Below are 15,230 nucleotides of genomic sequence, written 5' to 3'. Positions count from 1 at the left end.
GCATCGGCCGCGCGGCGGGCAGCGGCCTAGGCACCCCGCGCCTCGTTCATCAGGGCGCGCATCCGGCGCACGCTCTCCTCCAGCCCGACGAAGATCGCCTCGCCGATCAGGAAATGGCCGATGTTGAGCTCGCGGACCTGCGGGATGGCGGCGACGGGCACGACATTGTCATAGGTGAGGCCGTGACCGGCATGGACCTCGATCCCGTTCTTGGCGGCAAGCGCGGCGGCATCGGCGAGTCGGCGCAGCTCCGCGCCCTGGGCCTCGCCCGCCAGCTCGGCATAAAGACCGGTGTGCAGTTCGACGACCGGCGCGCCGAGCGCCATCGCCGCCTCGATCTGGCGCGGATCGGGCTCGATGAAGAGCGAGACGCGGACATTCGCCGCCGCGAGCGCGCGCACCATCGGCGCGAGATGATCGCGCTGCCCCGCGGCGTCGAGCCCGCCTTCGGTCGTCCGCTCCTCGCGCTTTTCGGGGACGATGCAGGCGGCGTGGGGGCGGTGCCGCAGGGCGATCGCGAGCATCTCATCGGTCGCCGCCATTTCGAGATTGAGCGGGATGGTGAGCTCGGTCGACAGCCGGGCGATGTCGTCGTCGGTGATGTGGCGGCGATCCTCGCGCAGGTGCGCGGTGATGCCATCGGCCCCGGCGCCGGCGGCGAGCAAAGCGGCGCGGACAGGATCGGGCGTACCGGCGCCGCGCGCGTTCCTGACCGTCGCGACATGATCGATATTGACGCCGAGGCGGAGCGGGCCGGTCACGCGGCCTTCCGGCTCCCCGGCTTTTCCGCCGGCAGGGCCGCGAGCTCGGGCGGGAGCGAATCGGCCGGGTAGGTCGGCACCGCGAGCTGGACGAGCGGGAAGAAGGGCACGCCGAGATCGGCCTCGCCGCCCGACCGATCGACGAGCGCGGCGGCGGCGATCACCTCGCCGCCCGCCTCCGCCACCGCCTTCATCGCCTCGCGCGAGGAAAGGCCGGTGGTCACGACATCCTCGACCAGGAGCACCTTCTGGCCAGGCGCGATGCGGAAGCCGCGCCGAAGCTCGAACACGCCTTGCGGCCGTTCGACGAAGATCGCCTCACGTCCGAGCGCGCGCGCCATTTCGTGGCCGATGATGACGCCGCCCATCGCCGGCGAGACGACAAGGTCGATCGCGGCGCGAAGATCGCGCGGCATCGTCGCGGCAAGGGCGGAGGCGAGGCGCGAGGCACGCGCCGGATCCATCAGCACCCGCGCACATTGCAGGTAGCGCGGGCTGTGGAGCCCGGAGGAGAGGATGAAATGGCCTTCGAGCAACGCGCCGGCGGCGCGGAATTCGGCCAGCACCTCTTCTTCGTTCATCGCGCAATCCGTCCTTGTTCGGGGGGTTCCTGATTGATAGGGCCGCCCCGACGACGCATCAAGCATCCAAAGGGCTTGGCAACGGCCTTGAGACGCGCCTATGCGCTGCCTATAAGGCGCCGCGTCGCGCCTTGCGGGCGGGAAACCAGCCACCCCAAGGGCTGCTCACAGGGGTATAGATGAAGACTCTTTTCAAGCTTGCCGCCATCGCCGCTGCGTTCGGCCTGGCTCCCGCCGCCGCGAGTGGCCAGGCACCGGCACCGGCTGCCGATCAGGCCGCGCCAGCCGCTGCGGCCGCACCGGCCGCCGACGCCGCTTCGACCGCCGGCAATTCCGCCACACCCGCCGCGCCGGCGCTGCTGACGCCCGAAGCGGGGATCGGCCAGCCCGACGGCCGCGCCGCGCTGCAGACCCAGTTCACGCCGATCGGCGAGGAAGCGGCCTGGTTTCACAACAAGATCCTGATGACGCTGATCATCGCCATCTCGATCTTCGTCCTGATCCTGCTGCTGATCGTGATCGTCCGGTTCCGCCGCGGCGCCAATCCGACGCCGACGCGCACCGCGCACAACACCGTGCTCGAGGTGATCTGGACGCTGGTCCCGGTCATCATCCTGGTGCTGATCGCGATTCCGTCGATCCGGCTGCTCGCCCACCAATATTCTCCGCCGCGCGCCGACCTCACCGTCAAGGTGACGGGCAACCAGTGGTTCTGGGAATATGAATATCCGGACAACGGCATCCACATCGTCTCCAACATGCTGACCGACGAACAGGCCCGCGCGCGCCATGAGCCGCGCCAGCTCGGCGTCGACAACCGCCTCGTCGTCCCCGCCGGCGCGGTCGTGAAGGTGATCGTCACGTCCAACGACGTGATCCACAGCTGGGGCGTTCCCGGCTTCTGGGTGAAGATCGACGCCGTGCCGGGCCGCCTCAACGAGACCTGGTTCAAGGTCGATCGTCCCGGCGTCTATTACGGCGTCTGCTACGAGCTTTGCGGCGCCCGCCACGGCTTCATGCCGATCGCGGTCGAGGTCCTGCCGCGCGACCAGTTCGCGCAATGGGTGGCGAGCCAGGGCGGCCACATGGCCGGCGCTGCCACCACGCCGGAGGCCGCCGCGGCGGCAGCGCCGGCGGAGACCGCGAACACCGTCGCAACCGCGGCCGAGCCCGCGACCACGAACCAGGCCGAAACCAGATAAGGCGGCAGAAGAGACATGACCGATACCACCGCAAACGCCGCTCATTTCGAGGCCGATCACGGCCACGACGCGCATGACCATGCCGATCACAAGCCGGGCTTCTTCGTCCGCTGGTTCATGTCGACGAACCACAAGGACATCGGCACGCTCTACCTGATCTTCGCGATCATCGCGGGGATCATCGGCGGGTCGATCTCTGGCCTGATGCGCTGGGAGCTGGCCGAGCCCGGCCTTCAGCATGTCCAGGGCTGGGCGACGATGCTCAATCACGTCGTCGGCCTTCCCGATGCAGACATCGATCAGGGCCGGCACATGTGGAACGTGCTGGTGACCGCCCACGGCCTCATCATGGTGTTCTTCATGGTGATGCCGGCGATGATCGGCGGGTTCGGCAACTGGTTCGTGCCGCTGATGATCGGCGCGCCGGACATGGCCTTCCCGCGGATGAACAACATCTCGTTCTGGCTGCTGCCCTGCTCCTTCACGCTGCTGCTCGGATCGCTGTTCGTGTCGGGCGGCACCGGGCTCGGCTCGGGCACCGGCTGGACGGTCTATGCGCCGCTTTCGACGTCCGGGTCGACCGGGCCGTCGGTCGACATGGTGATCTTCTCGCTGCACCTTGCGGGCGCGAGCTCGATCCTCGGCGCGATCAACTTCATCACCACCATCTTCAACATGCGCGCACCGGGCATGACGCTGCACAAGATGCCCCTCTTCGTCTGGTCGATCCTGGTGACGGCCTTCCTGCTGCTGCTTTCGCTGCCGGTGCTCGCCGGCGCGATCACGATGCTGCTCACCGATCGTAATTTCGGCACGCACTTCTTCGAGGCCCGCGGCGGCGGCGATCCGCTGCTGTACCAGCACCTGTTCTGGTTCTTCGGCCACCCCGAGGTCTACATCATGATCCTGCCGGGCTTCGGCATGATCAGCCAGGTGATCGCGACATTCAGCCGCAAGCCGGTCTTCGGCTATCTCGGCATGGCCTATGCCATGGTCGCGATCGGCGTCATCGGCTTCGTCGTGTGGGCGCACCACATGTTCACCGTCGGCCTCGACGTCAACACGAAGATGTACTTCACCGCCGCGACGATGGTGATCGCGGTCCCCACCGGCATCAAGATCTTCTCGTGGATCGCGACGATGTGGGGCGGATCGATCACCTTCGAGACGCCGATGCTCTGGGCTCTCGGCTTCATTTTCATGTTCACCGTGGGCGGCGTCACCGGCGTCGTTCTCGCCAACGGCGGCGTCGACACGATCTTCCAGGACACTTATTACGTGGTGGCGCACTTCCACTACGTGCTGAGCCTGGGGGCGGTCTTCTCGCTCTTCGCCGGCTTCTATTACTGGTTCGGCAAGATGAGCGGCCGGATGTACAACGAGCTGCTCGGCAAGCTGCACTTCTGGCTGTTCTTCATCGGCGTCAACATCCTGTTCTTCCCGATGCACTTCCTCGGGATGGACGGCATGCAGCGCCGCGTGCCGGACTATGCCGACGCCTTCGCCCATTGGAACCATCTTGCCAGCGCCTATGGCTATACGATCATGGGCGTCGGGATGATCGTCTTCTTCGTGAACGTGCTCTATTCGCTGTTCGCTGGACCGAAGGCGGCGGACAATTACTGGGGCGAAGGGGCGACGACGCTGGAGTGGACCCTTTCCAGCCCGCCGCCGTTCCACCAGTTCGAAACCCTGCCAGTGGTGGATTGAGCACCCAGCCGCTCCGGCCTTCCGGAGAGGCGGATTGGAAAGATGACCACGACGACTGCCGCTGCTGCCGCACTGCCTGCCGACTGGCGCGATTTCCTCGCGCTGACCAAGCCCCGGGTGATGACGCTCGTCGTCTTCACCGGGCTGTGCGGCTTGCTGGCGGCGCCAGTGCGGCTGCCGCCGGCGCTGGGCTTCACCGCGATCCTGTGCGTCGCGCTCGGCGCCGGCGCGGCCGCCGCGCTCAACCAATGGTATGAAGCGGACATCGACGCGCTGATGAAGCGCACCGCCGGCCGCCCGCTGCCGGCGGGCCGGATGGAGCGCGACTCGGCGTTGCATTTCGGCGTCGGCCTCGGCTGCTTCTCGGTGGTCCTGATGGGCGTCGCGACCAACTGGCTGGCCGCCGCCATCCTTGCCGTCTCGATCCTCTTCTACGTCGTCGTCTACACGATCTGGCTGAAGCGCCGGACGCCGCAGAACATCGTCATCGGCGGCGCCGCGGGCGCCTTCCCGCCGCTGATCGGCTGGGCGGCGGCGACGGGGAGCATCGATCTCCTGCCGCTGCTCCTCTTCACGCTGGTCTTCATGTGGACGCCGCCGCATTTCTGGGCGCTCTCGCTGTTCGTCCGCTCCGATTATGCGCGCGCCGGCGTGCCGATGCTCCCGGTCGTGGCCGGCGCGACGTCCACGCGCTGGCAGATCCTGCTCTACACGCTGCCCATGGCAGCGGCGGCGATCGCGCCCTGGCCGCTCGGCCTTGCCGGGCCGATCTACGGCGTCATCGCCGTCGCGCTGAATGCGGTCTTCCTCGTCCTTTCCATCGCCGTCGCCCGCAGCCGGACAACCGAGCCCAAGGAGATGGCGGCGGAAAAGCGGCTGTTCGGCTTTTCCGTCCTCTACCTCTTCATCATGTTCGGCGCGCTCGTCGTCGACAGGCTCCTGATCGGATGAGCATGATCGATCCGCACCAGGAGGAGGTTCGCCGCCGCCAGCGCGCCCGGGCGAGGCTGATGGGCCTCGCGCTGGCCGCCTTCGTCGTGCTGACCTTCTTCATCACCATCGCCAAGATGAAGCTCTACGGCGCATGACGGCTCGGGCACGCAGCAATGGACGCGTCGCCGGCCTTGCCGTGCTCGCGGTTCTGGTGATGGCCGGTCTGACGGCGGCGAGCGTGCCGCTCTACCGGATCTTCTGCCAGGCGACCGGCTTCAACGGGACGACCCAGCGCGCGACCGACGGACAGAGCGCGCCGGGCGCGACCGGGCACCTCATCTCGGTCCGCTTCGACGCCAACACCGCGCCGGGCATGGGCTGGGACTTCCGGCCGGTCGATACCACCCGCCGGGTCGCGATCGGCGCCCGCAACCTCGCCAATTTCTATGCCCACAACCGCTCCGATCACGAGATCGTCGGCCGCGCCGTGTTCAACGTGACGCCGGCCCAGGCGGGCGCCTATTTCACCAAGATTCAGTGCTTCTGCTTCACCGAGCAGCACCTGTCGCCGGGCCAGGAGGTGACCATGCCGGTCGTCTTCTTCGTCGATCCCAAGATCCTCGACGATCCCGACACGCGCGACATCAGCGAAATCACCCTTTCCTACACATTTTACCCGGTGGACCAGCCGCGGACCCGCGGTTAGAGACACTCGCAAGAAAGTCACAGGGGCAGAGCATGGCCGGCGCAAAGAACCATCAATATCACATCGTCAATCCCAGCGTCTGGCCGCTGGTCGGATCGCTTTCGGCGATGGTCATGCTCGGCGGCGTCGTCATGTGGATGCACGAGCATCAGGCGGGCACCTATGTCGGCATCGCCGGGCTGATCGGCGTCCTGTTCACGATGTTCTCCTGGTGGGTCGACGTGATCAAGGAGGCGCATGCCGGCGATCACACCCCGATCGTGCAACTCCACCTGCGCTACGGCATGATCCTGTTCATCGCCTCCGAGGTGATGTTCTTCGTCGCCTGGTTCTGGGCCTATTTCGACGCCGCGCTCTTCCCCTCCACCGCGGAGGCGATCGGCGGCACCTGGCCGCCGCACGGCATGCACGTGCTCAACCCCTTCGGATGGCCGCTGTTCAACACGATGGTGCTGCTCTGCTCGGGCACCACCGTCACCTGGGCGCACCATTCGCTGATCAACGGCGATCGCAAGGGCCTCATCAACGGCCTGTGGTGCACGATCCTGCTCGGCCTGCTGTTCACCACCGTCCAGGCGTATGAATATACCCACGCCCCGTTCGGGTTCCGGGAAAATATCTACACCTCGACCTTCTTCATGGCGACCGGCTTCCACGGCTTCCACGTCATCGTCGGCACCATCTTCCTGATCGTCTGCCTGATCCGCTCCTACAAGGGCGACTTCACGCCGCGGCAGCATTTCGGTTTCGAGGCGGCGGCCTGGTACTGGCATTTCGTCGACGTGGTCTGGCTGTTCCTGTTCCTGTGCATCTATGTCTGGGGCGGCTGGGGCGCCGAATATCATTGATCCACCTCCCCTCCCGTGCGCGGGAGGGGATCAAGGGGTGGGCATGATGAGCGACAAGATGAAGACAGACCCACCCCAAGCCCCTTCCGCCGGCGGGAGGGGAGACTTTATCGCCGCCCTCAAGGGCCTGTGCCCGCGCTGTGGCAGCCGGACGCTCTTCGCCGGCCTGGCGACCTTCGCCCCGAAATGCCGCGCATGCGGGCTCGATTTCGCCGGCTTCAACGTCGGCGACGGCCCCGCGGCCTTCCTCATCTTCATCGTCGGCGGGCTCGTCGTCGGCCTCGCCATCTGGGTCGAGCTCGCCTTCTCGCCGCCCTTCTGGGTCCATCCATTGCTGTGGATCCCGCTCGCCGCGGTCGGAACGATCGGCCTGCTGCGAATCGGCAAGGGGCTGCTTCTGATCCTCGAATATCGGCGCGAGGCGCGCGAGGGCCGGCTCAAGGACAAGCCGTGAGGCGCCTCCCCCTCGTCCCGACCCTGATCGTCGCCGGCGCCGCCGCGATCATGACCTGGCTCGGCATCTGGCAGCTCCACCGGGCGGCGTGGAAGGAACGGCTGCTCGCCGAATATGCGGCCAATGCGGCGCTCCCGGCGCTCGATCTCGATCCGGTAATCGCCCGCGGCGCCGATGTGCCGCTCGCCTTCCGCCGTGTTCTGATCACCTGCCACGCACGCGATCTCGCGCCGCAGGCCCGCGGGGCCCGCAGCCTGCACGGCGAGGGCGGCTATGCCTATCTCGTCCCCTGCCGCCCGGGCGCCGGGGGCCTGGCCGGGCGGATCATGGTCAATGTCGGCTGGACGGCACTCCCGCTCCACGACCGGCGCTTCACCGTCGACGGACTGGTCGCCGGGCGCCTCGGAGCCGAGCAGGCGGGCAAGCCGATCATGCTCACCAGCGCGACCGCGCTCGCCCCGCTCCAGCCGGCCGCGCCGCCCTCGATCGACGAGGTTCCGAACAACCACATGTCCTACGCGATGCAGTGGTTCATCTTCGCGGGCCTCGCCGTCGGCATCTACCTCATCGCGCTGGCCCGGCGGGGGCGCAGGTTGCCGCCGGAGCCCTGAGCGCCTAAATCCGGCCGCTCATGCCCATGCAACTCACCACCCTTCCCAACGGCCTTCGTGTCGCCAGCCGCACGATGCCGGGGATCGAGACGGTCGCGGTCGGCCTGTATGCCGAGGCCGGCGCGCGGCACGAGCCGGCGCGGCTGAACGGCATCGCCCACCTCTACGAACATATGGTGTTCAAGGGCGCCGGCCCGCGATCCGCGCGCGAGATCAGCGAGGCGATCGAGGATGTCGGCGGCGATCTCAACGCCGCCACCGATCGCGAGGGCACGAGCTTTTCCGCGACCCTGCTCGCCGAACATCTGCCGCTCGGGATCGAGGTCATCGCCGACATGATCCTCGCGCCGCATTTCAAGGCCGACGATCTCGCCCGCGAAAAGGAGGTCGTCCTCCAGGAACTTGGCGAGGCGCGCGACACGCCATCCGACATCATCTTCGACGATCTGTGGATGGCTGCCTTTCCGGACCAGCCCATCGGCCGCTCGGTGCTCGGCGACGAGGCCAGCATCGCCGCGATCGGCGTCGATGATCTCCATGCCTGGCGAAAGGAACGCTATCGTGCCGGCAGCCTCACCCTCGTCGCCGCCGGCAAGGTCGATCATGGCGCGCTGGTCGCGGTCGCGGAGGAGCGGTTCGCCAGCCTTCCGGAAGGCCGGATCGCGGCGGCAGACACGGCGCGCTTTGCCGGAACCAGCCGCGCAAGCAGGCCCCGCGCCGATCAGGCTCATCTCGCCGTCGCCTGGCCGGCACCCGCCGCGGGGGAAGCGGACGCACACGGCGCGCGACTCTTCTCCGACATCGTCGGCGCCGGCGCCTCCTCGCGACTGTTCCAGGCGGTGCGCGAGGATCGGGGCCTTGCTTATTCGGTCTGGTCCTCGGTCCAGACCTATCGCGACGCCGGCCTTCTCTATCTCTACGCCGCGACCGCCCGGCGCGAGGCCACCGCCGCCTCCGCGCTGATCGAAGACGTGGTTCGCGACGCCGCCCGCACGGCGACCCCGCGCGAGCTCGAGCGCGCCAAGGCCCAGGCCAAGGCGGGGCTGCTGATGAGCCTCGAAACCAGCTGGGGCCAGGCGAATTACGTCGCCCGCGTGCTCGCCATCCATGGCCGGCTCGTCCCGCCGGCCGAGCTCGTGGCGCAGATCGACGCAGTGACGCTGGACGAGGTCCGCGCAGCCGGGGCGGCGATGCTTGCCGGCACCCAGGCGCGCGCGACGATCGGCGTGCCGGCGGTCAGGGCGGCGTGACGCTGGATACGCTGATCGCGGAGCCGTGGGCGGATTACGGGCTCGTCGATTCGGGCCACGGCCGCAAGCTGGAGCGCTACGGCCCCTGCCGCTTCATCCGGCCCGAGCCGCAGGCACTGTGGGCGCCCGCATCGGCCGATTGGGACGCCAATGGCGAGTTCGTCCCCGGCTCCGACGAGGAGGGCGGCGGGCGCTGGCATTTCACCCGGCCGCCACCGCGCGAGGGCTGGCCGCTCGGCTGGGAGGAGGTGCGCTTCCAGGCGCAGGCGACGCCCTTCCGCCATCTCGCCTTCTTCCCGGACATGGCGCCGCAATGGGCGTGGATGCGCGCGCGATTGGCGGAGGGGGCGGAGGCGCTCAACCTGTTCGGCTATACCGGCGTCGGCACGCTGGCGATGGCGGCGAAGGGGGCCAGGCTCACCCATGTCGATGCCTCGAAGAAATCGGTCGAGGCCGCCAAGGCCAATGCCGCCCTGTCCGGCATGCGCGAGCGGCCGATCCGCTGGCTGGTCGACGATGCCGCCAAGTTCACCGCGCGCGAGGTGCGGCGCGGCCGGCGCTATGACGGCATCATCCTCGATCCACCCAAATTCGGCCGGGGACCGGAGGGTGAGGTCTGGCGGCTTGAGGAAGGCCTGCCCGGGCTGATCGCCGATTGCCGCAAGCTGCTCGACGCCGACAGCCGCTTCCTCGTGCTCACCGTCTATGCCGTCCGCATGTCGGCGCTCGCGATCGGCGAGCTGCTGCGCCAGGCGCTCGGCGACCTCGGCGGCACCGTCGAATGCGGCGACATGGCGGTGCGGGAGGAAGCGCGCGGCCTGCTCCTCCCGACCGCGATCTTCGCGCGCTGGTCGAACGATTAATCCCGTCCGGCGCGGATGGCCGCGCCGGCGACGAACGGCGCGCCGGCGACCAGCAGCAGCGAGACGGCAGCGAGGAATCGAAGCGCGCCGTCCTCATTGCCACGCTCCACCAGGCCCGCGCCGAAGATCAGCAGAGGAACGGCGAGCGGGAGCATGAGCAGACCGGCAAGCGCGCCGGATCGGCGCAGGCTCGCGGTCAGCGCGGCCACGCCGAGGCTGAGGGCGGCAAGGCCGGGCGTCCCGATCAGGAGCCCGAGTTCGAGCCGGGCGAGCACGTCGGCGGGGAGCTTGAGCAAAGCCGAGGCCGGGAGCGCGGCGAGCATGAGCGGGGGGCCGAAGCTCAGCCAGTGGCCGGCGAGCTTGGCCACCGCGATCGTCTCCTCGCCGATCCCGCGCAAGGCGAGCTGATCGAGCACGCCAGCGTCGCGGTCCGGCGCGACGAGTCGGTCGACCGGGAGCAGGGCGGCGAGCAGGGCGGCCATCCAGAGCGCGCCGCCGCCTGTTCGCGCGAGGAGCGGCCCGTCCGGTCCGACCGCGAAGGGAAAGAGCGTCGCCACCAGAAGGAAGAAAACGAGCGGGAGCACGGCCGCGCCGCCGGTCGCGGCAAGGCGAAGCTCGCGAAGGATCAGCGCGATCATCCGAGCGCCACCTGGCGCGCATCGTCGAGCCCGAGCGGCTGGTGGGTGGCGGCGAGGACCGCGCCGCCCGCCGCCCGGTGCGCGGCCATCGCCGCGGCGAGCCGCTCCTGCCCCTCTCCATCGAGCCCGTTCGCCGGCTCGTCGAGCAGCCAGAGCGGCGCGCCGCTGGCGATCACCCGGGCGAGCGCGGCGCGCTTGCGCTGGCCGGTCGAGAGCATCCGCACCGGCACCTCGGCCAGATGATCGAGCCCCATCGCCGCCATTCCCGCAGCGACCTGTTCGCGCCCGCCGCGTCGCACCCAGAAGGCGAGCGCATCACCGAGCCGCCGGCGCTCGTCGAGCGCGAGATGTTCATCGGCCAGTGCCGCCTCGGCCCGCGCGACCTGCCCCGCGTCGGCGCGCAGCAGCCCGGCGGCAAGGCGGATCAGGCTCGATTTGCCGATGCCGTTCGGGCCGGTCAGCACCGCCGCCTCGCCCGCCTGAAGCACCAGGTCCAGCCCTTCGAACAGCGTCCGTCCGCCGCGCCGCGCCGTCACCCCCGCCAAGCGCAGCAGCGCGCTCACGCCTCCTCCTCGAGCGCGTGCATATCGGCATCGGACAGCCCGAAATGATGGCCGACCTCGTGGACGATGACGTGGGTGACGAGATTCTCGAGCGACACGCCGGTCTCGACCCATTCGTCGAGCAGCGCGCGGCGATAGAGGTGGATCATCGGCGGCAACTCGCCCGAGGCCCAATTGTCGGCCTTGTCGAGCGAGCGGCCGGAATAGAGCCCCGAAAGCTCGAACGGATCCTCGATGCCGAGGCTTTCGAGCACCTCCTCGTCGGCGAATTCCTCGATCCGCAGCACGACATCGCCGATCATCGCGCGGAAGCGCGCGGGGAGCGCGGCGATCGCCGCCTCCGCCAATCGCTCGATCGCCGCAGCGTCGGGCGCAAAGGTTTGACCCCCGGCCATGACACGGCACATAGAGGGCGCCGCGACAGGGAGGAAGAGGCGTGAGCGTGTTGACCGAATCCGAGCGGGCGGCGGCGCTGGAGGGACTGGACGGCTGGACGTTCGATGCAGCGCGCAACGGCCTCGCGAGACGCCTCACCTTCGGCGATTTCGGCGAGGCCTTCGCCTTCATGACCCGCGTCGCGCTGGCGGCCGAGAAGGCCGATCACCATCCCGACTGGTCAAACGTGTGGAACCGGGTCGACATCCTGCTCACCACCCACGATGCCGGCGGCGTCACCGCCAGGGACGTCGCGCTCGCCCGCGCGATCGACGCCATCGCCCCCAGCTTGCCCTAGCCCGCCGGCGTCTCTAAGGGGACGCGTTCTAAGGCATGCGGAGCGGTGGCCGAGTGGTCGAAGGCGCTCGCCTGGAAAGTGAGTATACGGCAAAACCGTATCGAGGGTTCGAATCCCTCCCGCTCCGCCACCGACCCTTCCATAAGGGTTCGTAGAAGTCCAGTGGGATCGACGTTTCTCTCCTGAAATCCAACACTTAGCCGATCAGCTCGGCCACGGCCGTCCGTACCCGTCCGAACCAATCCGGCGATTCGGTGGTACGCAAACGTGGTACGCGCGGTCGAAAAACGTGGTATTTTCAGGAGACCGCCAATGCTCACCGATACCAAGGTCCGCACGGCCAAGCCGCGCCCCAAATCCTACAAGCTCGCCGATTCCAACCGACTCTACCTTCTGGTGACCCCCAGCGGTGGCAAGCTCTGGCGCTGGAACTATACTTACGACGGCAAGCAGAAGAGCATGGCCTTCGGCGCCTATCCCGTCGTCTTACTCGCCGATGCGCGCGGGAAGCGCGACGAGGCCGTAGCCATCCTCAGCGAGGGGCGCGACCCCGCCATCGCCAGGAAGCTCCAGATCGAGGCGAATATCGAGGCTGGACGGATGACGTTCGAGCGCGTTGCGCGCGAGTGGTACGAGAATTCCAAGGCGCAATGGGCCAAGATCCACGCGTCTGACGTCATCCGCAGCCTCGAGCGCGACGTCTTCCCGACCATCGGCGCTCTGCCGATTGCGCAGTTGACGCCGCCGCTCGTGCTGGGCGTGCTGCGCGAGATCGAGGCCCGCGGGGCGATCGAAACCGCCAAGCGGGTCAGGCAGCGAATCTCCGCGGTGTTCGTCTACGGCATTGCCCAAGGCATCGTGGAGAATGACCCGGCCGAGAAGCTCGGCAAGGTCCTCAAGCCCCTGCGCAAGGGACGCCAACCGGCGATCACCGACATCGAGCGGCTACGCCAGATGATCAAGGATGCCGAAGAGGACAACGCTCGGCCGATAACCCGCTTGGCCCTGCGCTTCCTTGCCCTCACCGCGGTCAGGCCAAGCGAGCTGCGCGGCGCCCGATGGGCCGAATTCGAGGATCTCGATGGCCGCAAGCCCCTGTGGCGCATCCCTGCTGCCCGGATGAAGGGCGATCTCGACCGCAAGGAGGAGCCCGACGGCGATCATCTGGTGCCGCTGGCTCGCCAGAGCATCGCGGTGCTGCGGGCGCTCTGGCCGCTCACCGGAAGCTGCGACCTGCTCTTCCCCAGCAATCGGCACACCCATCGCCCGATGAGCGAGAACGCGATCGGCTACCTGCTCAACCGCGCCGGCTACCACGGGCACCATGTGCCGCACGGCTTCCGGGCGGCGTTCTCGACCATCATGAACGAATGGGCGGAGCGGCAGGGCAAAGAGCATGACCGTCAGGTGATCGACCTGATGCTCGCGCATGTCCCGAAGGAGAAGGTCGAGGGCGCCTACAACCGCGCCGCCTATATGCCGCGTCGGCGCGAACTGGCGCAGGCTTGGGCCGACATGCTCCTGAAGGGAATGCCGGCACCGGCTGTCCTCGTCGAGCGGCCGGCGAAGACGACCAGCGAGTGGTCGCGCCGAATCGTGCCCAAGCCGGTCCCGAGGGACTTCCGGTTCCGTCGACGCTCGGAGGCGGCCTAGCAGCCGTCAGTCAAAAGCCCACCATCCACGTCGCGAAGAAACACCGTCAGGTCGTTGGCAGGTGCAGTCGTGTACGGCGGCACCTCAATCGAAGAGCCGCCGGGCCTGCGCAGCGGCAGCTTTGGACCGATGCATCTCGCTTACGTGCGCGATCCTGACGGAAACAAGCTCTGCGCGATTTACCGGGTTAAATGATGTTGGCGCCAAGTTGTTGTGCATCGCCTGCGACGCTGCAAACTTTCAGGCGGAGGGGGCTGCCACCAAGCCTAAGCACTTCCTCTCCCATGGTGGGGACGGCATCGAAATCGCTGATTGGCGGGCAAGTTTAGGTTTGGGGGAGCTGGTTGCGCCGACCGAGACCTTGGCGTCCCATTTGGACTAGCCGCTTGAAAACAGCTCCTATTTACCGGATTGCCGGCGCATGGCCGATACCAATGACATTTCCGATCTGGAACATCAGGGCGCGATAGACTGGGCGCATTCGATTCAAGCGCGACAGGCCGAAAGCCTGATGGGAAAGATCGCCCGCGAGTGGACCGGAGCGGATGCCGATCCGGCCCATACCAACCGGCTCATCCGAGCCGCCTTGGAGGGGGGCTGCCGCAGCATCTGGTCGATAAGATGTTCAATCGCGGCGACCTCGAGAAGATCAGCGAGTTTGACGAACCGGATGTGCGACGCAGCACGTCCGCGCTGGTCGACATTCTGACCAAGACCATGACTGACGCCGAGATGAAGACCGGCGGTCGCAGGCTGATGGTTTCGTCGCTCGCATCGGGCCAGGTGAACGCGCTGTGCGCAACCAACAGCTGGGACGAAAAGCATTACCATATCTTCGTCGATGCCGATCTGACTGTCTTCTGCCATTCGATCGCGAAGCTCTTCGCCGAATGCCTCGTGCGCAATAACCCGTTCCCTGGCGAGGCCAGCCTCGATCCCGTCTTAGTGGCCGATAACATTCGCGATCCGGAGTTGCAGAAGCGGGCAGCCGACCTGTTCTGTTCGGCGGTCATGCGCGGCACGCCGCGGGCCAGCGAGCCCTGGCCGCCCAGTCCGGCGGCGATGATGCTCGTCGGGCTGCTCAGTCCGGCGCTCAACATGTTCCCGATCGCGCACGAGCTCGGGCATCTCCATCTCGGTCACCTCGAAGCGGAGCAGACACGGCAGATCGGCGTGGAGGGACTCGAGGACCTGGTCGCGTCCGTGTATTCGCACGAGGATGAATTTCAGGCGGACGTCGTTGGCTCGATCGTCACCATGCAGACGACGATCCGGCTTCGCATTCCCCACATCTATACCGCGCTCGCGCCATACATTTTTCTCAAAAGCGTCGAGACTTTGGACGCTTGCTTCGAAGTGTTCGGTGGCCAGGCCGGCGCCATGAGCTTTACCCATCCGAGCGCGACGGAGCGGGCGCGAAAGATTCGCGACGCGATCGCGATGCAGCTTCGCTACCATAACACCGGCAAAAGTTTCTCGGCGGCAGTACGGGTTGTGGATATCATCTCGGATGGGATGCGCGTTGCCGCTGTGATGAACCTCCGGCGGCTGAGGTCCCAGGGCAGGGTTCCGCGCGAGCGAATTCGTCTGCGCGTTGCCGAAAACGGCACCGATGTCCGCATCCTCGGACTGTTTCCCCGGCTAGATGACCAGTGATTCGGTGTCGATGGAACAGTTATACTCACTCTGCTAGCTATCGCTTGCACCGGTTGCTAATGTTTCCG

General features: G+C 67.4%; 19 protein-coding genes and 1 tRNA gene. 14 read left to right on the top strand and 6 right to left on the bottom strand.

The window, feature by feature from the left end:
• Positions 1 to 26 precede the first annotated feature (26 nt).
• Entirely contained in the window at positions 27 to 761 is a 735-nt protein-coding gene (locus tag FRZ32_RS07510; RefSeq protein WP_147042927.1) for a pyridoxine 5'-phosphate synthase, read from the bottom strand.
• Positions 758 to 1,342: an orotate phosphoribosyltransferase gene (gene pyrE, locus FRZ32_RS07505; RefSeq protein WP_147042926.1), complete on the bottom strand. Its 585-nt coding sequence runs from the start codon at positions 1,340 to 1,342 to the stop codon at positions 758 to 760. Before pyrE ends, FRZ32_RS07510 begins: the two co-directional genes overlap by 4 nt.
• Before the next feature lie 179 nt (positions 1,343 to 1,521).
• Here pyrE and coxB point away from each other — a divergent pair, with 179 nt between their 5' ends.
• The 10 genes from coxB to FRZ32_RS07460 are packed head-to-tail and all read left to right on the top strand — an operon-like array spanning position 1,522 to position 9,919.
• Positions 1,522 to 2,544 (top strand): cytochrome c oxidase subunit II, encoded by a 1,023-nt coding sequence (coxB, locus tag FRZ32_RS07500; protein ID WP_147042925.1) that lies wholly within the window; start codon positions 1,522 to 1,524, stop codon positions 2,542 to 2,544.
• 15 nt (positions 2,545 to 2,559) lie between these two features.
• Positions 2,560 to 4,254: a cytochrome c oxidase subunit I gene (gene ctaD / locus FRZ32_RS07495; RefSeq protein ID WP_147042924.1), complete on the top strand. Its 1,695-nt coding sequence runs from the start codon at positions 2,560 to 2,562 to the stop codon at positions 4,252 to 4,254.
• 42 nt (positions 4,255 to 4,296) lie between these two features.
• A complete protein-coding gene (locus FRZ32_RS07490; RefSeq protein ID WP_147042923.1) occupies positions 4,297 to 5,205 on the top strand; it encodes a heme o synthase in 909 nt (302 codons plus the stop codon).
• A gap of 2 nt (positions 5,206 to 5,207) precedes the next feature.
• A complete protein-coding gene (locus tag FRZ32_RS15645) occupies positions 5,208 to 5,342 on the top strand; it encodes a hypothetical protein (RefSeq protein ID WP_279379217.1) in 135 nt (44 codons plus the stop codon).
• On the top strand, positions 5,339 to 5,893 hold the full coding sequence (locus FRZ32_RS07485; RefSeq protein WP_147042922.1) for a cytochrome c oxidase assembly protein: 555 nt from the start codon (positions 5,339 to 5,341) through the stop codon (positions 5,891 to 5,893). The genes FRZ32_RS15645 and FRZ32_RS07485 overlap by 4 nt, the downstream gene beginning before the upstream one ends.
• 32 nt (positions 5,894 to 5,925) lie before the next feature.
• Positions 5,926 to 6,741 (top strand): cytochrome c oxidase subunit 3, encoded by an 816-nt coding sequence (locus FRZ32_RS07480; RefSeq protein WP_147042921.1) that lies wholly within the window; start codon positions 5,926 to 5,928, stop codon positions 6,739 to 6,741.
• Between the two features lie 58 nt (positions 6,742 to 6,799).
• Positions 6,800 to 7,195, top strand: a complete 396-nt coding sequence (locus FRZ32_RS07475) for a DUF983 domain-containing protein (protein ID WP_147044380.1) — start codon at positions 6,800 to 6,802, stop codon at positions 7,193 to 7,195.
• The gene (locus FRZ32_RS07470) at positions 7,192 to 7,806 is read left to right on the top strand and encodes an SURF1 family protein (RefSeq protein ID WP_147042920.1); all 615 of its coding nucleotides are present in this window, start codon (positions 7,192 to 7,194) and stop codon (positions 7,804 to 7,806) included. The genes FRZ32_RS07475 and FRZ32_RS07470 overlap by 4 nt, the downstream gene beginning before the upstream one ends.
• 20 nt (positions 7,807 to 7,826) lie before the next feature.
• Positions 7,827 to 9,056, top strand: coding sequence for a M16 family metallopeptidase (locus FRZ32_RS07465; RefSeq protein ID WP_147042919.1), 1,230 nt, complete (start codon positions 7,827 to 7,829; stop codon positions 9,054 to 9,056).
• Positions 9,053 to 9,919 (top strand): class I SAM-dependent methyltransferase, encoded by an 867-nt coding sequence (locus FRZ32_RS07460; protein ID WP_147042918.1) that lies wholly within the window; start codon positions 9,053 to 9,055, stop codon positions 9,917 to 9,919. The genes FRZ32_RS07465 and FRZ32_RS07460 overlap by 4 nt, the downstream gene beginning before the upstream one ends.
• Here the strand turns inward: FRZ32_RS07460 and FRZ32_RS07455 are convergent.
• The 3 genes from FRZ32_RS07455 to FRZ32_RS07445 are packed head-to-tail and all read right to left on the bottom strand — an operon-like array spanning position 9,916 to position 11,515.
• Complete coding sequence (locus FRZ32_RS07455; protein WP_147042917.1) at positions 9,916 to 10,557, bottom strand: heme exporter protein CcmB; 642 nt, start codon at positions 10,555 to 10,557, stop codon at positions 9,916 to 9,918. The two genes, FRZ32_RS07460 and FRZ32_RS07455, sit on opposite strands and share 4 nt — an antisense overlap.
• Positions 10,554 to 11,120, bottom strand: a complete 567-nt coding sequence (ccmA, locus tag FRZ32_RS07450) for a heme ABC exporter ATP-binding protein CcmA (protein ID WP_243445225.1) — start codon at positions 11,118 to 11,120, stop codon at positions 10,554 to 10,556. Before ccmA ends, FRZ32_RS07455 begins: the two co-directional genes overlap by 4 nt.
• Positions 11,117 to 11,515: a metallopeptidase family protein gene (locus FRZ32_RS07445; RefSeq protein WP_147042915.1), complete on the bottom strand. Its 399-nt coding sequence runs from the start codon at positions 11,513 to 11,515 to the stop codon at positions 11,117 to 11,119. The genes ccmA and FRZ32_RS07445 overlap by 4 nt, the downstream gene beginning before the upstream one ends.
• Positions 11,516 to 11,556: 41 nt before the next feature.
• Here FRZ32_RS07445 and FRZ32_RS07440 point away from each other — a divergent pair, with 41 nt between their 5' ends.
• The 3 genes from FRZ32_RS07440 (at position 11,557) to FRZ32_RS07430 (ending at position 13,506) form a co-directional block, all read left to right on the top strand.
• The gene (locus FRZ32_RS07440) at positions 11,557 to 11,853 is read left to right on the top strand and encodes a 4a-hydroxytetrahydrobiopterin dehydratase (RefSeq protein ID WP_147042914.1); all 297 of its coding nucleotides are present in this window, start codon (positions 11,557 to 11,559) and stop codon (positions 11,851 to 11,853) included.
• A gap of 39 nt (positions 11,854 to 11,892) precedes the next feature.
• Positions 11,893 to 11,983 (top strand) — tRNA-Ser (locus FRZ32_RS07435).
• Positions 11,984 to 12,165: 182 nt separating this feature from the next.
• Positions 12,166 to 13,506, top strand: a complete 1,341-nt coding sequence (locus FRZ32_RS07430) for a tyrosine-type recombinase/integrase (protein ID WP_147042913.1) — start codon at positions 12,166 to 12,168, stop codon at positions 13,504 to 13,506.
• 403 nt (positions 13,507 to 13,909) lie between these two features.
• On the opposite strand, the gene FRZ32_RS15235 is transcribed toward FRZ32_RS07430, so the two are convergent.
• Positions 13,910 to 14,068: a hypothetical protein gene (locus FRZ32_RS15235; RefSeq protein WP_158635865.1), complete on the bottom strand. Its 159-nt coding sequence runs from the start codon at positions 14,066 to 14,068 to the stop codon at positions 13,910 to 13,912.
• A gap of 59 nt (positions 14,069 to 14,127) precedes the next feature.
• On the opposite strand from FRZ32_RS15235, the gene FRZ32_RS07420 reads away from it, so the two are divergent.
• Positions 14,128 to 15,162: a M48 family metalloprotease gene (locus tag FRZ32_RS07420; RefSeq protein ID WP_147042912.1), complete on the top strand. Its 1,035-nt coding sequence runs from the start codon at positions 14,128 to 14,130 to the stop codon at positions 15,160 to 15,162.
• The last annotated feature ends 68 nt before the right edge of the window (positions 15,163 to 15,230 follow it).

Source organism: Sphingosinicella ginsenosidimutans (genome assembly GCF_007995055.1).
In the GTDB taxonomy this organism is placed as follows: domain Bacteria; phylum Pseudomonadota; class Alphaproteobacteria; order Sphingomonadales; family Sphingomonadaceae; genus Allosphingosinicella; species Allosphingosinicella ginsenosidimutans.
This window is presented reverse-complemented; position numbering and strand designations above follow the sequence as displayed.

Excerpts from the sequence above, each read along its gene's own strand:
- pyrE (WP_147042926.1), bottom strand. The coding sequence starts at position 1,342 with ATGAACGAAGAAGAGGTGCTGGCCGAATTCCGCGCCGCCGGCGCGTTG.
- coxB (WP_147042925.1), top strand. The coding sequence starts at position 1,522 with ATGAAGACTCTTTTCAAGCTTGCCGCCATCGCCGCTGCGTTCGGCCTG.
- ctaD (WP_147042924.1), top strand. The coding sequence starts at position 2,560 with ATGACCGATACCACCGCAAACGCCGCTCATTTCGAGGCCGATCACGGC.
- FRZ32_RS07490 (WP_147042923.1), top strand. The coding sequence starts at position 4,297 with ATGACCACGACGACTGCCGCTGCTGCCGCACTGCCTGCCGACTGGCGC.
- FRZ32_RS15645 (WP_279379217.1), top strand. The coding sequence starts at position 5,208 with ATGATCGATCCGCACCAGGAGGAGGTTCGCCGCCGCCAGCGCGCCCGG.
- FRZ32_RS07485 (WP_147042922.1), top strand. The coding sequence starts at position 5,339 with ATGACGGCTCGGGCACGCAGCAATGGACGCGTCGCCGGCCTTGCCGTG.
- FRZ32_RS07480 (WP_147042921.1), top strand. The coding sequence starts at position 5,926 with ATGGCCGGCGCAAAGAACCATCAATATCACATCGTCAATCCCAGCGTC.
- FRZ32_RS07475 (WP_147044380.1), top strand. The coding sequence starts at position 6,800 with ATGAAGACAGACCCACCCCAAGCCCCTTCCGCCGGCGGGAGGGGAGAC.
- FRZ32_RS07465 (WP_147042919.1), top strand. The coding sequence starts at position 7,827 with ATGCCCATGCAACTCACCACCCTTCCCAACGGCCTTCGTGTCGCCAGC.
- FRZ32_RS07455 (WP_147042917.1), bottom strand. The coding sequence starts at position 10,557 with ATGATCGCGCTGATCCTTCGCGAGCTTCGCCTTGCCGCGACCGGCGGC.
- FRZ32_RS07445 (WP_147042915.1), bottom strand. The coding sequence starts at position 11,515 with ATGGCCGGGGGTCAAACCTTTGCGCCCGACGCTGCGGCGATCGAGCGA.
- FRZ32_RS07430 (WP_147042913.1), top strand. The coding sequence starts at position 12,166 with ATGCTCACCGATACCAAGGTCCGCACGGCCAAGCCGCGCCCCAAATCC.
- FRZ32_RS15235 (WP_158635865.1), bottom strand. The coding sequence starts at position 14,068 with ATGGGCCGGATCGGCATCCGCTCCGGTCCACTCGCGGGCGATCTTTCC.
- FRZ32_RS07420 (WP_147042912.1), top strand. The coding sequence starts at position 14,128 with ATGTTCAATCGCGGCGACCTCGAGAAGATCAGCGAGTTTGACGAACCG.